The 25369-nt window shown below is 36.5% G+C and carries 23 protein-coding genes and 1 tRNA gene; 9 read left to right on the top strand and 15 right to left on the bottom strand.

Annotated elements, in window-relative coordinates:
* Positions 1-17 precede the first annotated feature (17 nt).
* From AQF98_RS04645 to AQF98_RS22115, 3 genes are all read right to left on the bottom strand, one after another.
* Positions 18-1238 carry a DUF5103 domain-containing protein gene (locus AQF98_RS04645; RefSeq protein ID WP_235524167.1) on the bottom strand — a complete coding sequence of 407 codons (1221 nt, stop codon included), beginning with the start codon at positions 1236-1238 and terminating at the stop codon, positions 18-20.
* Positions 1239-1282: 44 nt separating this feature from the next.
* The gene (locus AQF98_RS04640; RefSeq protein WP_055130762.1) at positions 1283-3193 is read right to left on the bottom strand and encodes an ABC-F family ATP-binding cassette domain-containing protein; all 1911 of its coding nucleotides are present in this window, start codon (positions 3191-3193) and stop codon (positions 1283-1285) included.
* A gap of 156 nt (positions 3194-3349) precedes the next feature.
* Positions 3350-3487, bottom strand: a complete 138-nt coding sequence (locus AQF98_RS22115) for a hypothetical protein (protein WP_161805845.1) — start codon at positions 3485-3487, stop codon at positions 3350-3352.
* A 185-nt stretch (positions 3488-3672) separates the two neighbouring features.
* Here AQF98_RS22115 and AQF98_RS04635 point away from each other — a divergent pair, with 185 nt between their 5' ends.
* The 3 genes from AQF98_RS04635 (at position 3673) to AQF98_RS04625 (ending at position 5935) form a co-directional block, all read left to right on the top strand.
* The gene (locus tag AQF98_RS04635; protein ID WP_055130761.1) at positions 3673-4083 is read left to right on the top strand and encodes an Rrf2 family transcriptional regulator; all 411 of its coding nucleotides are present in this window, start codon (positions 3673-3675) and stop codon (positions 4081-4083) included.
* Positions 4084-4137: 54 nt separating this feature from the next.
* Entirely contained in the window at positions 4138-4785 is a 648-nt protein-coding gene (locus AQF98_RS04630) for an NAD(P)-dependent oxidoreductase (protein WP_055130760.1), read from the top strand.
* Positions 4786-4906: 121 nt separating this feature from the next.
* The gene (locus AQF98_RS04625; RefSeq protein ID WP_055130759.1) at positions 4907-5935 is read left to right on the top strand and encodes a quinone-dependent dihydroorotate dehydrogenase; all 1029 of its coding nucleotides are present in this window, start codon (positions 4907-4909) and stop codon (positions 5933-5935) included.
* Between the two features lie 9 nt (positions 5936-5944).
* Here AQF98_RS04625 and AQF98_RS04620 read toward each other — a convergent pair whose 3' ends face one another.
* From AQF98_RS04620 to AQF98_RS04600, 5 genes are all read right to left on the bottom strand, one after another.
* A complete protein-coding gene (locus AQF98_RS04620) occupies positions 5945-6406 on the bottom strand; it encodes a GyrI-like domain-containing protein (protein WP_055130758.1) in 462 nt (153 codons plus the stop codon).
* Between the two features lie 53 nt (positions 6407-6459).
* Positions 6460-7179, bottom strand: coding sequence for a YafY family protein (locus AQF98_RS04615; RefSeq protein ID WP_055130757.1), 720 nt, complete (start codon positions 7177-7179; stop codon positions 6460-6462).
* A 53-nt stretch (positions 7180-7232) separates the two neighbouring features.
* Positions 7233-7604 carry an iron chaperone gene (locus AQF98_RS04610; protein WP_055131072.1) on the bottom strand — a complete coding sequence of 124 codons (372 nt, stop codon included), beginning with the start codon at positions 7602-7604 and terminating at the stop codon, positions 7233-7235.
* Positions 7605-7792: 188 nt separating this feature from the next.
* Positions 7793-8230 carry an SRPBCC domain-containing protein gene (locus tag AQF98_RS04605; protein ID WP_055130756.1) on the bottom strand — a complete coding sequence of 146 codons (438 nt, stop codon included), beginning with the start codon at positions 8228-8230 and terminating at the stop codon, positions 7793-7795.
* A 5-nt stretch (positions 8231-8235) separates the two neighbouring features.
* The gene (locus AQF98_RS04600) at positions 8236-8565 is read right to left on the bottom strand and encodes a helix-turn-helix transcriptional regulator (RefSeq protein ID WP_055130755.1); all 330 of its coding nucleotides are present in this window, start codon (positions 8563-8565) and stop codon (positions 8236-8238) included.
* A gap of 138 nt (positions 8566-8703) precedes the next feature.
* Here AQF98_RS04600 and AQF98_RS04595 point away from each other — a divergent pair, with 138 nt between their 5' ends.
* Positions 8704-9024, top strand: coding sequence for a DUF6686 family protein (locus AQF98_RS04595; protein WP_055130754.1), 321 nt, complete (start codon positions 8704-8706; stop codon positions 9022-9024).
* 157 nt (positions 9025-9181) lie between these two features.
* On the opposite strand, the gene AQF98_RS04590 is transcribed toward AQF98_RS04595, so the two are convergent.
* From AQF98_RS04590 to AQF98_RS04580, 3 genes are all read right to left on the bottom strand, one after another.
* The gene (locus AQF98_RS04590; RefSeq protein WP_055130753.1) at positions 9182-9358 is read right to left on the bottom strand and encodes a hypothetical protein; all 177 of its coding nucleotides are present in this window, start codon (positions 9356-9358) and stop codon (positions 9182-9184) included.
* A gap of 40 nt (positions 9359-9398) precedes the next feature.
* A tRNA-Cys gene (locus tag AQF98_RS04585) sits at positions 9399-9469 on the bottom strand.
* Between the two features lie 71 nt (positions 9470-9540).
* A complete protein-coding gene (locus AQF98_RS04580; protein WP_055130752.1) occupies positions 9541-10287 on the bottom strand; it encodes an RNA methyltransferase in 747 nt (248 codons plus the stop codon).
* On the opposite strand from AQF98_RS04580, the gene AQF98_RS04575 reads away from it, so the two are divergent.
* The gene (locus tag AQF98_RS04575; RefSeq protein ID WP_055130751.1) at positions 10278-12713 is read left to right on the top strand and encodes a BamA/TamA family outer membrane protein; all 2436 of its coding nucleotides are present in this window, start codon (positions 10278-10280) and stop codon (positions 12711-12713) included. The two genes, AQF98_RS04580 and AQF98_RS04575, sit on opposite strands and share 10 nt — an antisense overlap.
* Here AQF98_RS04575 and AQF98_RS04570 read toward each other — a convergent pair.
* From AQF98_RS04570 to AQF98_RS04555, 4 genes are all read right to left on the bottom strand, one after another.
* Positions 12710-13237, bottom strand: coding sequence for a hypothetical protein (locus AQF98_RS04570; protein WP_055130750.1), 528 nt, complete (start codon positions 13235-13237; stop codon positions 12710-12712). The genes AQF98_RS04575 and AQF98_RS04570 overlap by 4 nt on opposite strands.
* 67 nt (positions 13238-13304) lie before the next feature.
* Positions 13305-15620 carry a patatin-like phospholipase family protein gene (locus tag AQF98_RS04565; RefSeq protein WP_055130749.1) on the bottom strand — a complete coding sequence of 772 codons (2316 nt, stop codon included), beginning with the start codon at positions 15618-15620 and terminating at the stop codon, positions 13305-13307.
* A gap of 28 nt (positions 15621-15648) precedes the next feature.
* Positions 15649-16137 carry a TspO/MBR family protein gene (locus AQF98_RS04560; RefSeq protein WP_055130748.1) on the bottom strand — a complete coding sequence of 163 codons (489 nt, stop codon included), beginning with the start codon at positions 16135-16137 and terminating at the stop codon, positions 15649-15651.
* Between the two features lie 71 nt (positions 16138-16208).
* Complete coding sequence (locus AQF98_RS04555; RefSeq protein ID WP_055130747.1) at positions 16209-17375, bottom strand: alginate lyase family protein; 1167 nt, start codon at positions 17373-17375, stop codon at positions 16209-16211.
* Between the two features lie 212 nt (positions 17376-17587).
* On the opposite strand from AQF98_RS04555, the gene AQF98_RS04550 reads away from it, so the two are divergent.
* The 4 genes from AQF98_RS04550 to AQF98_RS04535 are packed head-to-tail and all read left to right on the top strand — an operon-like array spanning position 17588 to position 25369.
* Positions 17588-18799, top strand: a complete 1212-nt coding sequence (locus AQF98_RS04550; protein WP_055130746.1) for a Pycsar system effector family protein — start codon at positions 17588-17590, stop codon at positions 18797-18799.
* Position 18800: 1 nt separating this feature from the next.
* Positions 18801-20873: a polyphosphate kinase 1 gene (ppk1, locus tag AQF98_RS04545; RefSeq protein WP_082434904.1), complete on the top strand. Its 2073-nt coding sequence runs from the start codon at positions 18801-18803 to the stop codon at positions 20871-20873.
* Positions 20851-21747 carry an SdiA-regulated domain-containing protein gene (locus AQF98_RS04540; protein ID WP_055130745.1) on the top strand — a complete coding sequence of 299 codons (897 nt, stop codon included), beginning with the start codon at positions 20851-20853 and terminating at the stop codon, positions 21745-21747. Before ppk1 ends, AQF98_RS04540 begins: the two co-directional genes overlap by 23 nt.
* Before the next feature lie 25 nt (positions 21748-21772).
* Entirely contained in the window at positions 21773-25369 is a 3597-nt protein-coding gene (locus tag AQF98_RS04535; protein WP_082434903.1) for a BamA/TamA family outer membrane protein, read from the top strand.

The following is a 25369-nucleotide window of genomic DNA, read 5'->3' as shown; positions in this document are numbered from 1 at the left end:
GCGAACAACTGAACCAACTATCTCTTGATATTATTAATGTTCGTAAACCCAACTAACTCATCCCATCTACCACCAGGTTTACGGTAATAGACTAAGATCTGATAGCTATTTTCGGTTTCGAAAAATGAACCCTCAAAAACAGTATCATCGAATTTTCCATTTTCGTCTACCCAAATGTATTTAAAATCGTATAAACCTTGTTTCAGTTTAATGTTCGTGTAGAACCGTTTTCTAGAAGGTTCATATTCCATTTTGCTTTCGTCATTTAGGATATAGTTGTTAAATCTTCCTAAAACGTAGGCATTCCCTTTTGGGGTAGGAGGAGTAGCATTTAACGAAAATAAGACACTGGCATAATCGCTATCGGTTACGTTGTCTCGGCCATCTTGGTTACGGATAAAGAAATTGCCATTTTCATCAAATTGATTTGCGTATTTGGTCGAATTATTGGGTTGATCTGTAAAAAGGATTACATTTAAAGTGCTGTCTCTATAAAAATCCTGCACATGTTCTGCCTTATAACGGAAACTGCGCATATCAAATTTTCTAAATTCATATCCACCCCAAAATTCATTGGCATTCAGCTCATTATAAACCAAAGAACCTTGACGTACAAAAGTAGGTTTGGTATTTACAATGGCAGTTTGAGGAATGCCATTTTGCATAATCACCGCTTTAATGTCCTGATAGGGATTTTGGATAGGGGCTTGATGAAAGATAGTGAAGTTTACCTTTTGCTTGGTTAAACGAGATTGAACCTGACTACTGGGTACCACTTCAGCACCTACATTCATTACATTTTCTACCACATAAAAACGTTGGGTAATCACAATTTTTTGAGGATTGTTGTTCTCATAAACCTTTAACAGATAGTTGCCGCTAATTTTAGGTTTAACTTGGTCGTTAGGTAAGGTGAGCTGGTAATGTGTAAATTTCTGTAGCGTATTGAAAGAATAGCGGTAATTGAAAATGATATCCTCTTTCATACCATCCAAATAATCTAAGGAATTAATTCGGGTTGGTTTCCAGTCATTGCTACAATGTTCAATAGTATAACTGTAGTTTTTATTGCCACCCTTCAGATCGTCAAAGCCAAATGTGATTGTTTCTCCACTGCGTAAGGCAATGATCGGGAAAGATTGTTCCTTTTTAGAATTGTAACACTCTACGGTTTTAATATTGGATTGATATATTTTATTATCGTATACCAGAACTGGGTTTTGTGCGCTAACACTCAAGTAATAGCACATTATAATAAAAAATATCAATCCTGTTTTTTTCATTAGGCTTCTAACTCCATAATTTCAGCTGCTAAATCTTCCCAAACTTTTTGAGCATGGTCTAACAAAGCTTTTTCTGCTATATATTTTTTGTTGGCTTCTTCCAATTTTTGTTGATTAGAAAAAACTTCTTCTTTAGCCAGTTCTGCCTCTACTTCTTTCACGCTTAACTCAAAAGCTGAAATTTCTTCTTCAGTTCTTTTCAGTTTTTCGTTCAACTTTTTAAGTTGTTGTTGGATATTAGCTGGAGCTGGTTCAACTACTTTTTTCTTTTCTTCGCCAGTAGGCTTAACTGGAATTGGTTTTGGTGCCGGAATTACCCTTTTACTGTTCCATTCTTCGTATTCTGCATACGTTCCAGGATATTCTTTGATCTTTTCTTCTTCAATGAACCAGATTTTATTGGCTACGTTATCTAAGAAATACCTATCGTGAGATACAGAGATGAAAGTACCTTCGTATTGCTGTAAGGCCTGAATTAAGATGTTAACCGATTGGATATCCAAGTGGTTGGTAGGCTCATCCAAAATCAAGAAATTCGAATCTGTAGTTAAAGATTTTGCCAAGGCCACCCTCGATTTTTCTCCACCAGATAATACCTTGATCTTTTTGAATACATCATCACCCGTAAATAAGAAACAGCCCAAAATAGAGCGGAGTTCTGTATCGGTATGTTTTGGTGCGAAAGCCTGCAGTTCTTCTAAAATCGTGTTGCCTAAATGCAACGATTCCAACTGGTGCTGTGCAAAGAAGGTAGTGGTTACATTATGGCCAGTTTCGCAAGAACCTTTAAACTTCTCTGTTCCTGCAATCATTCTCAATAATGTAGATTTACCTTTACCGTTGGCACCAATTAAGGCAATTTTATCTCCCTTTTCGATTAAAGCTTCCGCATCATCTAAAATGTCAATATTTGGATAACTTTTGCTGGCATGCTCAATCTTGATCACATGTCGGCCAGATGGTTTAGAGAACTTAAAGCTAAAGTTTACCGTCGGATTGTCGTCATCAACATCTTCTACACGTTCCATTTTGTCTAACGCTTTCATTCTCGATTGCGCCATTTTAGCTTTACTCGCCTTTGCCTTAAAACGTTCAATTAAACGTTCTTCTTGCTTAATTTTGGCCTGTTGGTTTTTAAATTCCCCTTTTTGGATTTCACCACGTAAAGCCTTCTCTTCTAAATAGAATGAATAATTTCCGGCATAAACAGTTAATTTTCCTTTTCTAGATTCAACGGTTTTACGTACAATTTTATCTAAGAAATACCTATCGTGAGAAACGATGACAATGGCACCTTCAAAACCAGCCAAATAACTTTCTAACCATTTAATAGAGGGTAAGTCCATGTGGTTGGTCGGCTCATCGAGCAATAAGATGTCTGGAGTTTGTAAAAGGATTTTGGCCAACATTACCCGCATTCTCCAACCTCCAGAGAATGTATTTAGTGGACGGTGCTGATCTTCAGTGCCAAAGCCCAAACCTGCTAAAATCTCATTTGCACGGTATTCGATATTGTAACCATCCAAAGCTTCAAATTCCTGTTGTTTGTCGCTCAGTTTATTTAAAACCTCTTCACTGTAATCTGTTTCAATTTGTTTTAAAAGGTCTTCAATTTCATCATGCAATTGGTTTTGGCGCTCAAAAGCCTCCATGGCCACATGCAAAATGCTATGATGAGAATCATATGAAAGTAGATCTTGGTTCAAGTAACCAATTTTTAAATCTTTCGCCATCGATATGCTACCAGAAGATGGTGCATATTCTCCCACAATTATTTTTAGTAAAGTAGACTTTCCGGTACCATTGGCACCAATAAGTCCAACTCTATCGCCTGGTTTAATGTGCCAGTTCGCTTCGTCGTATAAGGCTCTAGAGCCAATTAAGAAGGTTAAGTCGTTTATAGAAATCATTTCGCCGCAAAAATACGATTTTTTAAGGCCGTTTTCAAGTCTAAGTTTCTGAAAATTAAGCCCAATAAAATAAGTTAAAATGTAAGAGGGTAGAGGTGAGATGTAAAATGTAAGATGTTTTGTTGGCTACATGTTCCATTTACCATTTTCCCTGTTTCATGTATGAATGTAAGAGGTAGGATGTAAAATGGTTAGTCTGGCTACATCTTCCATTTTCCCCGTTCCATCTTCCATGTCAAAATGTAAGAGGTGGGATGTAAAATGTAAAATGGCCTGTCTGGTTACATCTTCCATTTTCCCTTTTCCATATATGAATGTAAGAGGTAAGATGTAAAATGGTTGGTCTAGCTACATTTTCCATCCTCTATTCCCTATTTCCCATTCCCCATTTCCTACCCCCTCATTCCCTCTCTTCAACAATAAATTTGGAAATTCAAAAAATAAACCTACCTTTGTACTGTAACAAATAAAATTACAGAATGAATAACGGAAGATTTGCCATCGCTTTGCATATTTTGGTTTTGCTAGACAAAGCAAAGGGAGAGGTATTGTCTTCTGAGTATTTGGCAGGTAGTATTAATATTAACCCTGCAATGGTGCGTAAAGAACTGATCAGTTTACGTAAACACGGATTTGTGCAAACTAAAGAAGGTAAAAATGGGGGGGCAACTTTAGCAAATGCCGCGAATGAGATTACTTTAGGGGCCATTTACCAAAGTGTAAAACAAATCTCTTTATTAGGACATCAAAAAAACACACCCAATCCGCAATGCCCTGTTGGGAAAAACATCAATACACATTTAGATCGTTTATATAATGATACAGAATTGGTATTAATTAATCAGCTGAGCAAACAAACTTTGGCAGATTTTAGTAGTCATTTCAATTAAAATTTTTTAACTTAAACTGTAACAAAATTAATTACAATATAAAAAATAAATCATATGAAAGTAGCAGTAATAGGAGCCACAGGATTTGTAGGCCAAAATTTAGTAGAAGAATTAAGCAATCGTGGTCATGAAGTGATTGCCATTGCCCGCCATGCAGCAACATTAGAAGGTAAAGCTAATGTAACGGCTAAAGCAGCCGATGTAAATGATGTGCCTGCATTGGCAGCAGCACTTAATGGAGCAGAGGTAGTGGTAAGTGCATTTAATGCAGGTTGGACAAACCCAAATTTGTATAATGATTTTTTGAAAGGATCAAAAGATATTCAACAAGCAGTTAAAGATGCTGGTGTAAACAGACTAATTGTAATAGGTGGTGCGGGCAGTTTGTTTATTGATGGAAAACAATTGGTAGATGGGCCCGATTTTCCGGCTGATTACAAAGCCGGTGCCACTGCAGCTAGAGATTATCTGAATTTAATTAAAGAAGAGAAAGATTTAAATTGGTCATTCTTTAGTCCTGCCATAGAAATGCACCCAGGTATTACCACTGGTAGAACAGGGAACTATCGTTTAAGCTTAGAAAATCCGGTTTTTAATGAAGAAGGTCGTAGCATTTTATCAGTACAAGATTTAGCTGTTGCGATTGCGGATGAGGTAGAAAACAATCAACACTCACAACAAAGATTTACTGCAGCCTATTAATAACTAAAATGCTAAATGTAAGATGGGGAATGTAGTACTAACTATATTCCCCATTTTATGTTTTTAAACACATTTTCCCTTTTCTCTTTTACATCTTCTATATCTTGCCTATCTTCGTGGCATGTATCGCCTCATAAAGCCAGTCTTCTTTAAGTTCGACCCAGAAAACGTTCATTACTTTGTAGTAAAACGCCTCAAATGGTTTCATGATTATTTCCCATTAGGTAAAACAATTCTGAGAGGGAGTTATGATATTCATTTGAAGGGATTGGAGCGAGAGGTTTTTGGTATCAAATTTAAAAATCCAGTAGGTTTAGCTGCAGGTTTTGATAAAAATGGCGAATACGTAGAAGCGCTAAGTAATTTGGGTTTTGGCTTTATTGAAGTAGGTACAGTTACACCGTTACCACAACCTGGTAATGATAAACCACGCATGTTTAGGCTTCAAGAAGATGAAGCGATCATTAACCGCATGGGTTTCAATAACAAGGGTGTTGATGTAATGGCCGAGCGTTTACGGATGCTTAAAGAAAAAGATCCACAGATTGTGGTGGGTGGTAACATTGGTAAAAACAAAAATACCCCAAATGAAGAGGCAGTAAACGATTACATTAAATGTTTCGATCGTTTATTCGACGTAGTTGATTATTTTGTGGTTAATGTAAGTTCGCCAAACACACCTGGCTTAAGGGCATTGCAAGAAAAAGAACCGCTTAAAGCATTGTTGAATACACTACAACAACGCAATCTTAAAAATAACATCTCTAGACCAATTCTCCTTAAAATTGCACCAGATTTAACCAATGAGCAATTGGATGATATTGTGGAAATAGTTAAGGAAACAAATATTGCAGGCGTAATAGCCACCAACACAACCGTAGATAGGAATGGCCTTTATGCAGAAGAAAGCATGAAAAGTGAAACGGGTGGTTTAAGCGGCAAACCTTTAACCCAAAGATCTACCGAGGTGATCCGTTATTTAGCCGAAAAATCTGGAAAGTCATTTCCGATTATTGGGGTAGGTGGTATCCATTCTCCACAAGATGCAAAAGATAAAATCGAGGCTGGAGCTTCATTGGTTCAACTCTATACTGGTTTTATTTATGAAGGCCCAGGCCTGATTAAAAGGATTTGTAAGGAATTGGCTTAACGCTGCGGTTTACTGGCCAACAGCAATGAAAATATCAACTTCTGCATCTTCAGGATTTTGTGCCTTTTCTCCATAAATTTCAAAGTCTGCTGTAAATGTTCTGGGTAAATTAGCCTCCCAAATTTTTAGCCATGCATTGTAAACTAGTCCTTGGTATATATTTCCTTTTGCTACATGTTTTTCATAATTGGCAGTTTCGAAGGTTTTACCTACCATGCCATCAGGAATGATTGCTAAACTTTCAACTTTGCAACCAAGCAAGGTAGTGTAGGGTTTGGTATGGTCTTTTTCGTAGTCTGTGTAGATGCAATACAACGAATGGTCTATTTTATTCGGAATTTTTTCGGCTATTCCTTCGTCCATAAATTTTTCCCACAGCGCTGGAATATCCGTTGCTGCCTGTTCATTTTCATTAGTGGTTCTAATTGCGATGCCAATTACATTAAATGTTTGAATTTTTTGAGTGCTCATTCTTTCTGGGTTTTAAGATTAAAACACAAAAGTAATGGGGCCTGTTGACAGCCTTATGTCAGGGGTGTTGGAGTAGATTTTTGTTTGCAAATTTCAAAGTATTCTTGCAGCGAAATTGGATGTGGCTCAAATTGCTCTTCCAATATTTCCAACGTTTGAATTCGATCTAACCTAAATGCTCGGTACTCTTTTCTTAACCGACAAAAAGCGATAAGTAGCCAATTTTCTTGGGTGTTGTATACCGCAAAGGGCTCCACAATTCTACTGGTCTTTTCATCTTTTTCTATAGCATGGTAGCTGATTTTGGTAAGTTTGTAATTGGTTAATGCCAATTGTAATGCAGATAGGTAATTACTGGTCTGATTGTTTTCCGCATTGTTTCTAAAAACAATTCGGTTGGCCAGTAAATTTGCTTTGTCTTTTGTGCCGTATTGTAATACAGATTTGATTTTATTGATGGCGGCCGTATATTCTTTTACAAAAGAAGAGTCTTTGTTTTTGAGCACCAATTGTTCTGCAGTAATCAATGCATTGGCTTCACTTTCTGTAAACATTACTGGCGGAATTCTATAACCCTCCATTAAGGTATAGCCTTTTCCTTCTTCGGTAATGATAGGGATATTAGCCTGCTCCAATGCCTTCATATCACGATAAATCGTTCTGATACTTACCGAAAACTTTTTAGCCAACTCGGTAGCCGTCAAAAGCCGTTTGGTTTGCAATTGGGTAAGTATGGCGGTTAATCGCGAAAGCCGTTTGGTGTCATTGCTCATTGTTGGGTTCAAAGATACAAAAACACAAAATAAAGCTTTTCTCTATGCTAAATTTAAGATGATTTCTTTTTCAGAGGTTTGGCTAGGTTTTGCTTTACCCGATAGGCTGTAATTCTGGCAATTAAATCTAAAGGCATGGGTTTGTTTAATGGAAATTGAACAGAGCCTTTGGCACCTTTGTAGGCAGAGAGCTCTTCTTTAAAAGCTTCAATGCCTTGTGGGGCAGGGTAGAGGCCAATATGGTGCTTGTAAGCTGCAAAATGGATCAAGTTTCCATTTAGGGCAAAAGTTGGCATGGCATAGCTAATTTTCTCTTCTGCTGTAGGTGCTGCCTTTTGGATGGTAGACCGAACCTGCTGCAAGAGCTTTTGTGTTTCTTCTGGAAAGGTAGCGATATACTCGTCTATATTTTTAAATATATTCATGGTTCTTTTGATTTGATCAAACAAACTTACCATGTAATATACTAAGTTTTGGTACCTAAATAAGACAATTTAAAGGGTTTATTGCGACAGTATAACTACACAAGCCTCAGCGTGTAACTTATAACAAGAAAAATAAAACAAAGCCATAACCGCCAATGGATTAGGGCTTTGTTTGCATAATAATGAGTCTAGCTTTCTGCTGGCTCTAAATGGTTTTTTAAAGCAGTATGCATAAAGTAGGTCCAGCCACCATTGAAACTTGTTTTGGCAAAATCTGGTCCAATTTCTTCAAAAGTTTCCAATCCAATATGGGTTAATACAAGTAAGGTTTGTTCTCCTTTGTCAAAGAGCTCCCAGGTTACAAAAGAGTTGCCAGGGTAGTTGTCATACCTCCAGCTGTAAGTTAGTTTCTTGCCCTCAACAACTTCGGTTACCTCGCACAAGTGCAGGTATTGGGTACCGTCTTCCGGCCCACCGATAAAATCAAACTTAAATCCAACTTTGGCCTGAAAATCTTTTAACTGGAAATACCAGTTTTTCAATTCATTGTTATCTGTAATGGCACGCCATACTTTCTCGATAGGCGCATTAAATGTTCTTTCAACAACAACTTGTTCTTTTTTCATATCGATTATTTTTTAAAATTAACTTCGTTAATACTGTTTGATAAGTGGTTTTCGAGCGCATCTAGTTTATCAATCCAGAAAATACGGTACTGTTCTACCCACTTAGAAACTTCCTTTAGTTTTTGGAATTTGACCTTACAAAATCTTTCTCGGCCCTCCTTTTTAATGCTAATTAAACCGCATTCGGTCAGAATTTTAATATGTTGAGATATAGCTGGCCTGCTCATCTCAAAGTTATCTGCAATGGCATTTAAGTTTAACGACTGAGTGGCAATTAAGTTGATAATTTCTCGTCTGGTAGGGTCGGCGATAGCCTGAAATACATCTCTTCTCATTTTAATTATGTAAGTGTTTGCTTACACAAATATATAGGTAAGTATTTGCTTACGCAAATAAAATAGTAAATTTCATTTTTATTTGGAATTATTCTAAATAAGGTGATATTTGTATCTTTAACAATTGAAGAACAGCGTATGTGTAAAAAGACAATTATCGCCCAGAGAGAAGGAGTAGCTATCACACAATGTGTAAACTGCAAAACCGTAAATATTTGGAAAACAGGTTTGTTGATGAGGTTTACTTTTGATCAATTTGACCAATTTGCAGCAATTACCAATCGTATAGAGTTTGATAATTATGTAGAATATGCACCAGATGGTACTGAGATTGTTATTTTATCTACCCCTTGTAATGATATTTGTTTAATGTTTACCAGAGTGGAACTCGATAATTTTGCGAGCGCAATTGAGGAAGCTATTTACATGCAGAACATTTATAAGCTGGTTCACAATTAGGTTACGGGTTGCAGGTTGTGCGTTGCTGGTTATGAGTTATAAGTTACAGGTTATGGGTTTAAATAGTTCATCATGAACTTCAGAGATTAGAGCGCACAAAAAAGCATCCCAGAAATGAATCTAAGATGCTTTAAAAGTCTTAAAAGAAAGAAATAGACTAAGCTTTAGCTTCTAATTGAGCTAAAACAGCATTGTTTTTAGCCAATTGATCTTTTGTAGATTGCTTAGAACGGCTTCCCAATTCTAGGTTAGTAGCTAATTTTAAAGTTTTAACTTCTAAACGAGAAACTGTTTTATTGTATCTGTCTTTTCTTTTTAATCTTGTTACTGCCATGATAATGAGCTTTATTTTCTTTTAATTATTGTTAATCTTGAGGTCGAGAGCGGATTCGAACCGCTGTACAAGGTTTTGCAGACCTCTGCCTAGCCACTCGGCCACTCGACCTTTTTAAATTCAAGGTTGCAAAAATAACAATTATAAGTTAGTATACAAAGCCGAATGTTTAATATTTTATTTTATTTCGATACTTTTCCCAATTCGCTGCAAAAAATAGCTGCCGAAACAGCCACATTTAGCGATTCTGCCTGTCCAATTCGGGGTATGGTTACCGGAATAGTTATTTTTTTAATGAGTTCCTCAGAAATCCCATGCCCCTCGTTGCCTAATAAAATTAATCCTTCTTTACCCCAATTGGTTGTGTAAATATTATTGCCCTCTAATAAAGCGCCAAAAACAGGCAGTTTTACTGTTTCAAAAAAAGTAGAGAGGTTAGTGTAACTGATATTTACCCTGCACAGCGAGCCCATGGTGGATTGTACAGTTTTAGGATTGTAGGCCTCTACAGTATGTGCAGAGCAGATAATGTTGGTAATGCCAAACCAATCTGCAGTTCTGATGATGGTCCCGAAATTGCCTGGATCCTGTACATCATCCAATACCAAAGAAAAACAATTGTTTAATTTTTGAAGGTCAAGTTTTTGATCAGATGGGATATACACCAGGGCCAAAATTCCTTGTGGGGTTTGTAAAGTACTAATCTTCTCCAATTCAACGTTGTTTACTTCAAATAACTTTATATTTGCAGTGTTTTTGGGTAAAGAAGAAGTGTACTGAGGGGTGTAATAAATGCTATGGAGCTGATAGCTTGAATTTATGAATTCTGTGATAGATTTTATACCTTCAATAATAAATATTCCACTTTCTTTGCGGTACTTTTTTTGATGTAGGGATTTTATAAAACTGATTTGAGATTTTGAAAGCATACAAGTATAACTATAAGCAACAGGTACAATTTCTTGCAATATTACTATTTATTCTTGTTTTTGTAGCAGGATGTTCATCAACAAAGTACATTGAAGACTATCAATCTATTGTTAAAAAGGTAGAAATAGACAGCATAGATAAACAATTTGAGGAGCAAGCCTATAATTATGTACAAAAAGATATTCGCCCTTCTGGTGGCATAGGAATTAACGTAGCGATATACAACATATTCAACACCAAAAACGGAAAATATAAAACCTCTGGCATTAAGCAACAACTAGGTTCTCCACCTCCAATTTTAGACAGTACTTTAGTAGAAATTTCCCGTAATCAAATCGAAAAATACCTCAAAAGCAAAGGCTTCTTTATGGCAAAGGTAAAGTCGGAAATTACCGTTGCTAAGAAAAAAGCAAGTCTTAAATTTATTGCCAAACCGGGACCGGCTTTCAAGATCAACGAGATCACCTACCAAATTCCAGATCCTACAGTTAAAGCACTTTATCTTTCCAATAAAACTGCATTTACCCATTTGCGTGAAGGTATGCAGTACGATGAAGATTCGTTGGCCTATGAAAGAGAACAGATCTATACGGTAATGCGTCAGAATGGTTATCGATTTTTTGAACGCCCTTATGTAAGGTATGAACCAGATTCGAGTCAAAAAAGTAGTAAGGTAAGCGTAAGGCTAATTATTGACGATCCACTTGATGGAAGCAAACATAAAGTATATACCATAGATACCACCAACGTAATTATTGCCGAAAATTCTGATGGATTTTCAAATATGGAAAGATTGGCCGATTCGTTAAAGTTAAAAAGAGCAATAAGGGACATAAGATTTACAGATTTATCGGGTAGGTTTAGAAGAAATCCGATTGTAAGGTATAATTTTATCAAAGAAAGTGAAGTTTACGATGTTAGAAAGGAAAACCTAACCTACGATCGATTGTACGAGCTTAATGTATTTAAAAATGTGAAGATAGAATACACCAAGGCAAAGGATAGCAGTAACAAATTAAATCCTTATATCTTACTCATTCCGCAAAAACGGATGAGCAACCGGATAGAAGGAGAGGTGCCATTTAATAGTGGTACTGTAGGTTTTACCCTCAGTAATACCTATACCAACAATAACTTTTTAAAGGGTGCAGAGCGATTTCAGTTTCAGGTTAAAGGTGGACTACAATCAAGGATAGGTTCTGGAAAATCGATATTTACAGATATCTACCAAAGAGACTTTTCTGTAAGTGCAAGTTTAACCGTACCTAGGTTAATGATCCCGTTTGTAACCATCCCCCAAATGGGAAAAAATGGAATGCCTTTTACCACCTTTTCATCTAGCTATTTATATGCTTTGCAAAAAGACATTACTACCCGTAAAATATTTATCAATGCCATTACTTACGATTGGGTAGAAACAAAATCAAAACTACACTCATTTACGCCCTTAAATATCGAGTATCGCTTTGGTAATGTGTTGATTGATACCCTAGATAAATCAAATTTAGAGCAGTACAATAACAATAAACAGATTTTAGAGGCCAACTCTTATAATATTAGATTAATTGGTCGTAAAGACTTTACGCTAGGTATGAAATATGCCTATACATTAAATGCGAATAAACTATTAGAAAATAGGTCGTTTATTTATTTTAGGGGAAACATTGACATTGCAGGTAATTTATTGCAATTGACATCGAAACTTTTCGGGCAAACCCACGATCCGAAAAATGGAGATTTTGGCACCTTGTTTGGTTTGCCATTTAACCAATATGTTCGTCCAGAGATTGATGTGCGCTGGTATAAAAGTTTAGGTGGCGAGCGCCAATTTATTGCCAGGTTAAACACAGGTATTGGTTATGCCTATGGAAACTCGATTTCTATCCCTTTCGAAAAATTGTTTTATGCTGGCGGATCTAGTGGCATTAGAGCTTGGCAGGCCAGAACTTTAGGTCCAGGTAATTACAATAGAAAGGTAATTGCAAGTGAGGCAGCAAGAAATTCTTCTTTTGGAATAGACCAACTTGGTCAAATGCGTATCGAAACCAATTTTGAGTATCGCTATTTATTGGTGAATAAGATAATGGGTGGAAGATTAAAAGGAGCTGTATTTGTTGATATGGGAAATGTATGGAATATTTCTCCAAATAACCCACAGCCAGAAACCTATTTTAAATTAGATCAATTGGGTAAACAGGTAGCCATTGGTACAGGTGTTGGTTTTAGATACGACGTGCAGTTTTTTGTTTTCAGGTTTGACCTAGGTTTAAAAATAAAAGATCCGCAGTTTGAAGGCTCAGAACAATGGGTTATAGGCAAATTTATTAACGGAGGTAGAGCGTTTAAAGATCTGTATAAAGTAACAAATGCCCCAGATCGCTATCGTTTTATGCAATATAACTTTGGTATTGGCTTACCTTTCTAAATCAGATTCTTCAAATAATCAAAAGTAGTTTCGAAAAATGTAGAAATGTTTAGGCCATTACTATAGGTGAAATACATAAAAATAAGCAAGAGGATAAGGCCTATATAAATGAATTTTTTGAAGGCAAAAACCAATATGATTAAGAGCAGTGGAATAATAATCAGAAATATTCTGCTAATGGTAAATGGGTTCAGGTTGCCATCCTTTTTATAAACGTAAAGTAATTTACTATGTGTACCCTGATCATTTTGATGTTTAATGTAAACAAAGGTAGATTTGTCTACCTGTAAAGGTAAAATAGCTACACCGTTGTTAAATGTCAGCTCTTGCGTAAAACCACTTACACTAAAGGTATATAATCCATTGATCTTCTCGAGCGGTTGGTCTAGCGAATCGGCAGCAATAATGGCCAATTTGCTATTTTTAAGCAAGCTTTCTTTAACTAAGAAGTTGTTGACATTGGCATTTTGGGCAAAACAGTTACTTGTTATAAACAGCAAAAACAATAGAGCTATTTTTTTCATTGTATAAATTTTATTTTTAAGAGAGTGCGTACTACGAATGGATACTGCTGGTAAATAGAGCGTAACATCATTCTATAGATCTTTTATTGTAAATTAGATAGCCTAAATGTAGTAAAACACCGCTTCTTTTTATAGGATCGTTGTATAAATTATAGCTAAAACTAATTGGGCCAACTGGGGTATTATAAACTAGGCCTGCAGTGCCTGCATAACGCCATTGGCTAAAGGCTTTTGCATATCTAACATCTTGTTGACCACTTTGCTCAAACGCTTTGTAAGGTAAGAATAGATAGCCCTCTACACGCAAATCGAGGTTTTTTTTCAGTTGAAAAATATTTTTTAATCCGCCAGCAAGATAACTGGAAGCTCTAAATTTTTCTAAAAACAATGATCTGCTGTCTTGTAAAGGGTAAAATGCAGGTGCAGCCAACAAAGTCGAATAATAGTTGGCCAGCAGTGGCTGATTTGAAATTACGCCCTCAACCAGGTAACCTAAAGTATATCTGTTAGAGTGGAAGAAATAGTGTTCATCACTTAGTTTGATATGGCCCCATTCTCTAAATTTTCTAAAAACAGGAAATTGACTAATGTCAGCTTTTCCAGTATACGTATTGCCAGGAGTATAATTTTCTTTACCAGTAGAATAATTAACACTTAACAAAAAGCTATGGCCCCTGGTAGGGTATTGTTTACGGTTCAATGAATTTTGCTCAAAAACCAAGCTCCCTCTTAATCCATTGTAAATTGTCTTGTCTAAAATATCGCCAATGGCGAAACTATTGGTAGGGCTATATTTATCATTGTTGTTGATAAAGGATGTGCTTAAAGTAATTCTTGCATTGCGATTTAAAGGCATACCCAGTTTAATGTCTATTTTCCTGTCGGCCTGTTCAATATAGGTAGGGTGTGGGTTCTCTAAAAAGATCTGACTAGTATTGTAATAATTCCAGTGGTTGTAGGTAACATCGGCGCCAAGAAAAAGAGGTAGACCAGATGGGTAATCTACACGACCACTCAATTGAACAGATTCGTAAAATCTGCCCGAATAAAAATTGGTTCCAAATGTATAGGCCTTTTTATTGAGGTAATTGTATTGTAACCCTAAATAAACATTGCTAATTGGTCTCGACGAAATATTACCTCCAAAATCGATCTTCAAACTTTTTTTAGGTTGAGCTACAATTTCGAAGTTGTAACTGTCTGTTTCTGGTTGATAGGATATTTTAGGATAAACCGTTTCAAATGTTTCATCAGCTACCAATTTATAATAACCACGCCTAATATCTGCCAAGTTAAAAGTAGGATTGTCGCTTTTAAACAATCTTTCTATGTATTTTTTCTGTTGAGAGTTTACACCTGTTACCGTTACATTGCTAAACATGAGGTCTGGTTTACGCTCATTAAATTTATTGCGTTTGGTTAACAGTTCCTTAGGGTCTACTCTTCTGGCAATTGCTTTTTTGATATTGTTCATATCGGCCATTGTAGCATCATAACCTCGTTTAATCAGTTCTTCTACAGGTGTAAAATTGGTTACACTAAAATTTGCCAGGTTAGGTTGGATGTAGATGCCATTTTCGCCAACCAAGGTAGAATCTGATTTGGATAAGAACATATAGACCAAAAATCTGTTCATTAAGCGGTCATCATCTTTTGGGTATTCGTTAAACGTTTTTGAAGATACATTTGCACCAATAATGAAGTCGGGCTTAAATTCGTTTTTCATAATGTCTGCCGGGAAATTATTATATAAGCCTCCGTCAAAAACATATTTATCTTCTAGTTTAATGGGTCTGTACACAAGGGGTACGGTCATAGTTGCCCTTACAGCCTCGGCCAAACTGCCTTTGCTTACCGTAATGCTTTTTTGCGAAAGCACATCAGAAACCATACAACGGTAAGGAACAAAAAGCTCATCGAAATTGTCTTTTGAAATAGCAGAAGCCTGCGAAAACAGTTCTAACAAAGCGAAATTTAAAGGAATATCATTTACAATGTTTGGTCTAAAACTTAACCTTAAACCTTGGTCAATTGATAATTTTGCCGTGAGAATGGAAGCATTGGCATTATTTTTCTGGAAGTAATAACTGTAATCGCTTTTGTACTTTCCGCCCACCCAATCTTGAAAATCAGAACTCAAAGCAATTTTTTCTATTTGGGTAGGAGAATAACCAGCGGCATACATGGCACCTACAATGCCGCCCATAGATGTTCCGGTAATGTAATCTATCGGAATATTGTTTTCTTCCAATGCCTTAAGTGTACCAATGTGTGCCAAGCCTTTGGCACCACCACCGCTTAAAACCAAGCCAACTTTTTGTGCCTTAACCTGTAGCACAAAAAGTACCAAGAACAAAACGAATAGCTTTTTAGGATAACTCACACCATAAAAATATCGTTTTCTTTTGTAATTAGTTTAAAATAAAAATAGAATAGGTTAAATAAGACGCAAAACTGACCCAAAGAATATAAGGTAAAAATAACCAACCCGCTACTTTATCAATCCTGAAAAAAATAAAGGCATTAATGATAATGGTCAATAATAATACCCCAATTTCTACCAAGGCGAAACCAATTTGGTGCTGATAGAAAAACAAAAAAGACCAGGTTAAATTTAAAATTAATTGCAGTACATAAATGCCTACGGCCCACCAATAGCCCGAAACAATTTTGCGTTTGCTCCATATCAGATAAGAAGAAATACCCATGATGATATAAAGTGCAGACCAAACAGGACCAAAAATTGAATTGGGTGGATTTAATGCAGGTTTATTTAAAGTGGGATACCAAGTTCTAACAGAATCGAAGGTTAAGAAACCACCAATTGCACCAATACTAAGGGGAATGATTAAGCAGAGCAGAAAAGGAAAAAATTGAAATTTCTTGTGTTGATTTGGCATCGAGCTTCTAATTTATTTGAACAATAACAATTAATCGTTACTGTTGTTTTTAGTGAAGTTCAATTTAATCACTATAACCAAATTAATGGGTGCCTAACAGGTAAATTTCTTATTACTTCCTCATTTTTTGGATCATGCTCAGCCTTTTTCCAAGTATTGAGCCAATCTTTTTGATGGAAGGCCACAGCGGAAAATAAAAGTGCTGGCTGTGCTACTGGCCAACTGTTCCAATGCATCACATCTTTTGCATAAGGCCATTTATTTTTATCAGCAAGAAATGGATAAAGGAAGCTCACGCCCTTTTTTATCCCTTTTCCGTCTGCAGTTTCAAATTTCCAAAGATTATCTTTTGTAGTGCTCAACAGCTGACAAATGGTGGCTAGCGCATCTAAATTAAAGATCGAATAACCAAAAGGTTTGGTGCGTTTAAGTTCTAAAGGCAAGCTGCCGTCTGCATCCATTTGTTGAGGTAACAATATCGTTTTGTAACGGTCAACACAAAAATCGATCAACTGTTTATTGTCGGTAAATTTGGCAAAACAAGCTACCTGCATTACCCAACAGGTACCATGGTTGTTTTTGGCGTTCATTTCGTCCTTGCCATATTGATGTGTAGTTAACCAAGTTAAATACGCCGAGAACCATGTTTTGGTACCATCAACTGTCGATTTTGCCATTGCCTTAGATTTCTGCATGGCGATTATTCCCTGCACTACTTCCATGAGTTGGATGGTGTCTATAATGCCTATTCCTCGCCCTGTAGCAATTCCTTTTATCGCTTGGGCATATAAGAGATTGGGGTTCATTTTTGTAGCTGGATCAATAAACCAAGCATTGAGATGTACCAATGCCTGTTTCACATATTTATCGTTACCCGTAATTTGATAAGCAGAGGCCAATGCACCAATAATCTGACTAAAACGGATCATTGCCAAACGGTGTGCTACAAAGTTTTGTGGATTGGTTAGTCCGTCTTTTTGGATATATGGACCATCTGGTTTTTCTGGATTTGGCCACCAATAATCGCCTTCAGAATAAAAATCGTTTTTACCTCCAGTACTTCTGCTCGAAGTTTCGGCAGTTACCGTAATGGGTTTTTGTTGCATGGCCCAATTTGCTTCTGCAATAACTTGCTTTCTAATTGTTGCTGTAATTTCTGCTTTAAAAGGATCATCAGTTTTCCAACTGCTGAACACAACGATAAAAAAGGTAACAAAAAGAAGCTTAAACAAATTCATTTTTTATTGATCTATGGTAATGGTAAGTATTGGAATTGATGAGTAACATTGTATGATAAAATAATGTAGATCAAAATTCATTTTAACAAGGTTGATAAGATCGCCCTCAATAAAAATTCTTATATTTCGTAAATATGTAATTAATTACCTAAAGTTGAAAATTGCTATCATTTTATGAGGTAATTAAATTTTTAAAACGCCAAAACATCCATATGAATTACAAACAATTGCAGGAAGAAGTGAAAGCGCATGTATTGGAATATTTCCATACCCATCACGATGCAAGATTGGTTTATCATAACTTAGAACATACGCAAAACGTGGTGAATGCCACCATGCAAATTGCCAATCATTATCAGTTAAACGATAAAGATTTTTTTATTGTAACTACTGGAGCTTGGTTTCATGATACAGGTTATTTTGAAGATGCCCAGAACCATGAAGCCAAAGGCGCCGATTTAGCAGTAGAGTTTCTGAAAAATAAAGCAGTGCCAGCAGAAATGCGAGACGCCATCATGCAGGTGATCCTTTCTACAAAAATGCCGCAAAGACCAACCAATCTTTTAGAGAACATTTTATGTGATGGAGACCTTTTTCATTTAGGTACAGCAGAATTTAAAGACAAGCGAAAACTGATGCACAAAGAAGTGGAGCTGCTTTACAATAAAGATATTGGTAAAAATGAATGGCGTAAAAAAGATATTGAGTTTTTAGAACAACAACACTACCATACCGATTATTGCATGTTGCTGTTAAATGAACAAAAAGAAAAAAACATTGAATGGTTAAAAAGCAGGGTTAAAGAAGAAAAGGAGATTGTTGTAGAAGAAGTAAGTAACACTGATGATGAAAAAACTGAAAAGTTACTGAAACAGAAAGACAAAGAGCGACCAGATAAAGGCATTGAAACGATGTTTAGGATTACTTCTTCTAACAACCAGCGTTTAAGCGATATGGCCGATAATAAAGCACAATTGCTGATTACGGTAAACTCCATTATCCTATCTTTAATTGTGAGTTTGGTGTTACGGAGATTGGAAGACAACGCCTTTTTAATTGTACCTACCTTTATTTTGTTAATGGTGAGTTTATCTACCATCATTTTTTCAATTTTGGCTACCAGACCATCCATTCCAGATGGGGTATTTACCGATAATGATTTGGAACGCAAAAAAGTAAATCTCTTGTTTTTTGGCAATTTTTATAAAATGGCCTTAAGCGATTATGCCAAAGGAATGGTAAAAGTGATGAACGATAATGAGTTTTTATATGGCACCTTAATTACCGATGTATACTCTCAGGGCGTAGTATTGGGCCGAAAATATAAATTGATCAGGATTGCTTACAACATTTTTATGTTTGGCTTAATTGCCGCAGTTTTAGCTTATGTAACCTCTTATATTGCCTACGGAAAACTAAATTAAGATGTCGGGTACAACAATTGAAAACGAATTTTTTGATAGGGATCTAAGTTGGCTGTCGTTTAATGAACGGGTTTTACAAGAGGCCGACAGCGCAACTGTGCCTTTGCTAGAAAAGATTAAATTTCTATCCATTTATTCTTCAAACTTAGACGAATTTTATAGGGTAAGGATGCCTGTGTTATTGGCTTTGGCCAAATTGAGCAAAAAAGAGAACAATGCCATCGCTGTAGCTGATGATTTGTTAGAAAAAGCAAATCAAGCCATTCAAAGCCAACAACAAGCTTATGGACGCATTTTAAAAGAGACCATTATTCCACAGCTTCAGCAGCAGCAGATCAATTTTGTATATGGTACGGCTATTCCAAAAGAATTGGAGGAAGAAGTTTGTAGATATTTTTTAAGTCAGGTGTTGGCTTTTCTACAGCCTGTTAATTTGGGCGAAGCCAAATCCTCATTTTTTCCAGATAATAACGAACTCTATTTTTTAATCGACTTGGTTCAAAATGGAGCACCGCAAACCATTATTTTAAATATCCCATCTAGCCATTTACCACGATTTTACAAAGTGATCAAAGGTAAAGAAACTTTTGTACTGCTTTTAGATGATATCATTAGGGCAAACTTAGCGGTACTTTTTAAAGATGCAGCGCTTAAGGGCTGTTATAGTTTTAAGATAACCCGCACTGCAGAAATTGACTTAAAGGACGAATATGCTGGCAATTTGGCAGAACAAATTGAAAAACAATTGCAGAAAAGAGATTTTGGCTTGGCTACCCGCTTTCTATATCAACCAGGTGTTCCGCAAGAAACCATTGCCTTGTTAACTGATAAATTGAATTTACAAAATGCCAATTTGGTGGCTGGTGGCCAATATCACAACCTAAAAGATCTATCGTCATTTCCAGTAAATATTCCAGACCTTTCCAACCCATCGTGGCCTAAAATATATTATCCTGCTGTAACAAAAGGAAAATCGTTGTACGAGGAGATTTTAGAAAGAGATATCTTAATTAATCCTCCGTATCAATCGTATGATAGTGTATTGCGCTTTTTTAATGAGGCCGCAACAGACCCTAGTGTAGAAGAAATTTATGTAACACTATACCGAGTAGCTTCCGATTCAAAGATTGTAAATGCCTTAATCAGTGCCGCCAAAAACGGCAAAAAAGTGTTTGTGCTGGTAGAGCTAAAGGCACGTTTTGATGAGGCCAATAACATTAAATGGGCAAAAAAGATGAAAGAGGTGGGGGTTGAAATTAGTTACAGTGTTACTGCACTAAAAGTACATGCCAAAATAGCACTGGTTAAACGAAAAATAGGTTTACGTAAAGTTTACACAGGATTGTTTGCTACAGGTAATTTTAACGAAACTACGGCCAACTTTTATACAGACCATATTTTAATGACAGCCCATCAGGAAATGTTGAGAGAAATGGAATTGCTCTTTATATTCTTGGCTAAAAGAGTAAAGCCAACTGATGCCAATCTCATTCAGTTCAACTATCTTTTAGTGGCCCAATTTAACCTGCAACAAAGATTTATCGAATTGATACAACGAGAAATTGAGCAGGCACAACAAGGAAATAGTGCAGCAATAACCATTAAACTAAATAACCTAGAAGAAAAAGTGCTGATTGCCAAATTGTATGAAGCATCGCAAGCTGGGGTTAAAATCAACCTGATTATTCGAGGTATCTGCAGGTTAATTCCGGGTGTAAAAGGAATGAGCGAACACATTCAAGTAAATAGGATCGTAGACCGCTATTTAGAACATGGCAGGGTATTTGTCTTTCATAACCAAGGTAAGGAAGAAGTGTATTTGGGATCGGCAGATTGGATGAATAGAAATATTTATAGAAGGATTGAAGTGTGTTTTCCAATCTTAGATGCACAGATCCAAACAGAAATTAAATCTATTTTAAAACTTCAGCTTGCAGATAATGTTAAGTCTGTAGTAATAAATGACAAAATGATTAATGTTCCAATCGTAACAAAACAGGAACCGATCCAATCTCAATATCGTATTTATGAATTGTTAAAAGCTAAATCAGATGATCAACAGCTCAAAAACTAAAACCCGGAAAAATTATGTGCTATTACTTGTGGTATTGGCATTTTTGGTCACACTAACCGGACTGTCTTGTGTAGAAAAGAAATCAAAGGGCGAAACAAGTCCGATGGGCTACAATTTAGATAAACCTTTAAAATACAGTATGCCCGATATTCTACAAGAAATTTCGGGTATCGCATTTGATAAAGGCGACAATAAAATCGTGTACGCAGAGATGGATGAAGATGGAAGTGTATTTAAATTACCATTGGGTACAAAAAATGAAACAGTTACCAAATTTGGTAAAAAAGGCGATTACGAAGATATCTCGATAGCGCAAGGTTGGGTAATTGTATTAAAAAGTAATGGCGACCTCTATTCATTGCCAATAAGCGAAACTAGCAAACCAGAGACTACAAATGTGCGAGAAACCAAAGGTTTGGTACCCAAAGGAGAGTACGAAGGAATGTTTGCTGATGAGGTTTCTGGAAATATCTATGTGCTTTGTAAAAACTGTAAACAAGACAAAGGCACCAAATTAACTAGTGGTTATATTTTGAGCTTACAAAAGGATGGTTCTATAAAACCAAAGGGAACATTTAGTGTTGATGTGAGCCAAGTAGATAAATTATCTGGCAAGAAAAAAGGCACTTTCCATCCATCAGCATTGGCTATTAATCCATTAACCAAAGAATGGTACATTGTTTCGTCGGTAAATAAGGCTTTATTGGTAACAGACCAAAATTGGAAAGTTAAAAATGTATATCATTTAAGTTCCAACACCTTCAATCAGCCAGAGGGGATTGCATTTGATAAAAATGGTAACCTCTATATTTCTAATGAAGGCAGCGAAACGCAACTGGGAAATATCTTAAGGTTCGATTATAAAAAACCATAAATTTGTTAAACATCAAACTATCAATATGTTAAAAAAGCTACTCTTTATTTTATGTTTACTTCAGGCTTTTGCTGGTTTTGCGCAAGACTCGATAAAGTATAGGGTAATTTTGATTGGTGATGCCGGAGAAATGAACGATGGCCAGAAAGAATCGCTAAAAAATGCCGCCAAACATGTCATCAAGGGTAAAACAACTACACTTTATTTGGGCGATAATATTTATCCGGTTGGTATGGCCATTCCGGGTTTTGGCGATTTTAAGGAAACCAGCAAGATTTTACAATCGCAGTTTCAGCCTATGCGAGATGCTGGTGCAGCGGTTTATTTTATTCCGGGTAACCACGATTGGGATAAATCGGGTCCGAATGGTTTGGCAAAAATACAAGCACAGAGTGATTATTTAGCTTCTTTTAACGATCCGCTTTTAAAACTCATTCCATCAAATGGTTGCCCAGATCCAGTTGCCATTCAACTGAGTGATAAATTGACCGTAATTGCTTACGATAGCGAATGGTGGTTATTTCCCTACAACAAAGCCAATCCAGGTGCAGATTGCGACTGCCAAACTAAAGACGAGGTACTTTCTAGAATGGAAGATTTGATGGAGCAGAATAGAGATAAAATTATCTTGTTGGCTTCGCATCATCCATTTCAGAGTTATGGTTCGCATGGCGGATATTTCACCTGGAGAAACCATTTGTTCCCATTAACCTTATTGAACAAAAACCTATATATCCCATTGCCAATAATTGGTTCACTTTATCCTTTTTTACGCTCTACCATGTTAAGTCCTGAGGATTTAAAACACCCACTTTATAAGGACATGATCAAGAGTATCAATGGTGTTTTTGGCAATAAACCAAATGTAATTTATGTGGCAGGGCACGAACATGGGTTACAGCTTATTAAAAGCAAACAATTGCAGATTGTAAGTGGTTCTGGTTCAAAAATGAATCCTAATAAATTGGGTAAAAATTCATTGTTCAATGAAATGAGACAGGGTTATGTCATTGCCGATCAGTTGCGCAATAACAACATGCGTTACGAGTATTACATCTACGCAGATACAGGTGTGGTAAAGGTATTTACGTATGTGCAACCTTATAAAGAGATCATGGCCAAGCAAAAAAGCGAATACAAGGTCATCAAAGCAGACAGCATTAGCATCAAAATCCATCCTTCTTATGATAGTGTAGGTAAATTTCACCGTTTTCTTTTTGGCGAAAACTACCGTAAAGACTACGCAATGGATACCAAAGTGCCTGTATTGCGGATTTCTGAAATACATGGAGGTTTAACACCCACACAATTAGGTGGAGGGAACCAATCCAGATCATTGCGTTTGAAAGATAAAAAGGGCAAAGAATGGGTATTAAGAAGTGTAGAGAAATATCCTGAAGTATTATTGCCGCAGGGATTGAGACAAACCTTTGCCAAAGACATTTTAAAAGACAACATGTCGGCCCAACATCCTTTTGGTGCATTGGTGGTACCTACTTTGGCCAAAGCTGTTGATGTTCCGCACAGTACACCAATTATTGGTTGGGTTTCTCCAGATTCTAACCTTGGCGATTATATGGGCGCTTTTGCCAATACCCTTTGTTTGTTAGAAGAACGTGAACCCATTGGCGATTCGGATAATACCGCCAAAATGTTTAAGAAATTAGATGATGACAACGACAATACCTACGATGCAGCCTTATTACTTAGGGGAAGGGCTTTAGATGTTTTATTGGGCGATTGGGATAGGCACGAAGACCAATGGAGATGGTTCCCTGAAAAGACCGAAAAAGGAAAGAAATATTTAGCTGTACCTAGAGACCGCGATCAAGTTTTTTATAGTTCTGATGGTTTTATCCAACGTTATGCCCAAGGTTCTTCATTGTTACCAATGATGCAGGGCTATGAGAGAGGGATTAAAAATATAGATTGGTTTTTGTGGGAAGGAAGAGCGATGAACAGCAGGTTAATGTCGCAGTTTACCGAAGCCGAATGGGATAAAGTGATTGCAGATTTTTGTGCAAAATTAACAGACGATGTTTTTGAAAAAGCTTTAAAAAGACTACCAGAACCTAATTACAGTTTGCGTCACGATCAGTTTTTAATAAGATTAAAAGAAAGAAGAGCATCATTGCCAAAATTGATGAACGAGTATTACCATTTCTTTAATCGGGTTGTAGATATCCAAACCAGTAATAAAAACGAACGTGTTTTAATTACAGATTCTGCCAACCAACATTTAAAAGTACAGATCAATAAAATTTCTAAAGAAGGCAATATCAAAGAAGAGATTTTTAGTCGAAATTTTGATCCGGCCATTACCAAAGAAATCCGTTTGTACGTAAAAGATGGAAATGACAGCATTTTAATAGACAACAAAACGGCTAACATTAAGCTGAGAATAATTGCTGGAGAGGGTAAAAAAGTTTATGATGTGCCAAATGCTGCAAGAGGTGTTCAGTTGTTTGGTAGAAAAAATGGCAACTCCACTTTTGCTGGCAATGATCAAAATAAACTCCGTAAAAAACTAGAGGTAGATACCAGTAATGTATCTTATTTAGGGAAAGACATGTATAGCAGAACTTCTACTTTGCTAAATGCGGGCTTTAATGCTGATGATGGTTTATTGTTGGGTTTGAGCTTTAAGATTACCAATCCGGGTTTTAGGAAACAACCTTATGGCAATTCGCAATATTTTTCGTTCTTACATTCATTTGCCACTACAGCATTCAGGTTTAATTATCGTGGCGACTGGTTAAATGCAGTAGGCAAAGCAGACATTACCTTAAAAGCAGATGCTTTTGCACCAGACAATACCCAAAATTTCTTTGGCGTAGGCAACGAAACCAAATTTGACGATCGGATCAAGTATTATCGGGCAAGGTTTAACATTTATCAAGTAGAATCTACATTGAGGTGGCGTAGACCAAAATCGACATTTAGCATTGGTCCGAGTTTTCAATTGTATAAATACGACCGTGAAGATAATGAAGGCCGCTTCATCACCAATACGGCTCAATTACATTCGTACGATAGTTTAACCGTAGCCCAAAATAAATGGTATGGAGGGGTTGTTGTTAACTTTATTAACAATACCAGAGATAACGAAATACTGCCAACCTTAGGCAGTTATATCGATTTTAAATGGTCGGCCTTTAAAGGTTTAAATAAATATGCCAGCTCGTTTGGTCAGTTTACAGGAAGTATAGCACTCTATAAAAACCTAGATGGCAGAGCTAAGTTTGTATTGGCAGATAGATTTGGTGGTGGAGTTACAGTTGGCAAACCAGCTTTTTATCAGAACCAATTTCTAGGTGGGCAGGGCAATTTATTAGGTTACAGACAATTTAGGTTTGCGGGGCAACATAGTTTCTATAATAATTTAGAGTTAAGGGCCAAATTAGGCGATTTTGTGAGTTATGTGTTGCCGGGACAAGTTGGGTTAATGGGATTTTATGATGTGGGTAGGGTTTGGAATAATAATGAAGAGTCTGACAAATGGCACCATGGCGTTGGGGCTGGCATATATTTTGCACCTGCATCTTTAACAATATTCCGTTTTGTGATGGGGCATTCGACAGAGGGATGGTATCCTTATGTGTCGATGAATTTTAGATATTAA

It is taken from the genome of Pedobacter sp. Hv1 (assembly GCF_001412215.1).
GTDB lineage: Bacteria > Bacteroidota > Bacteroidia > Sphingobacteriales > Sphingobacteriaceae > Pedobacter.
The sequence above is the reverse complement of the archived record's forward strand: the minus strand, read 5'-3'. Positions and strand labels throughout refer to the sequence as shown.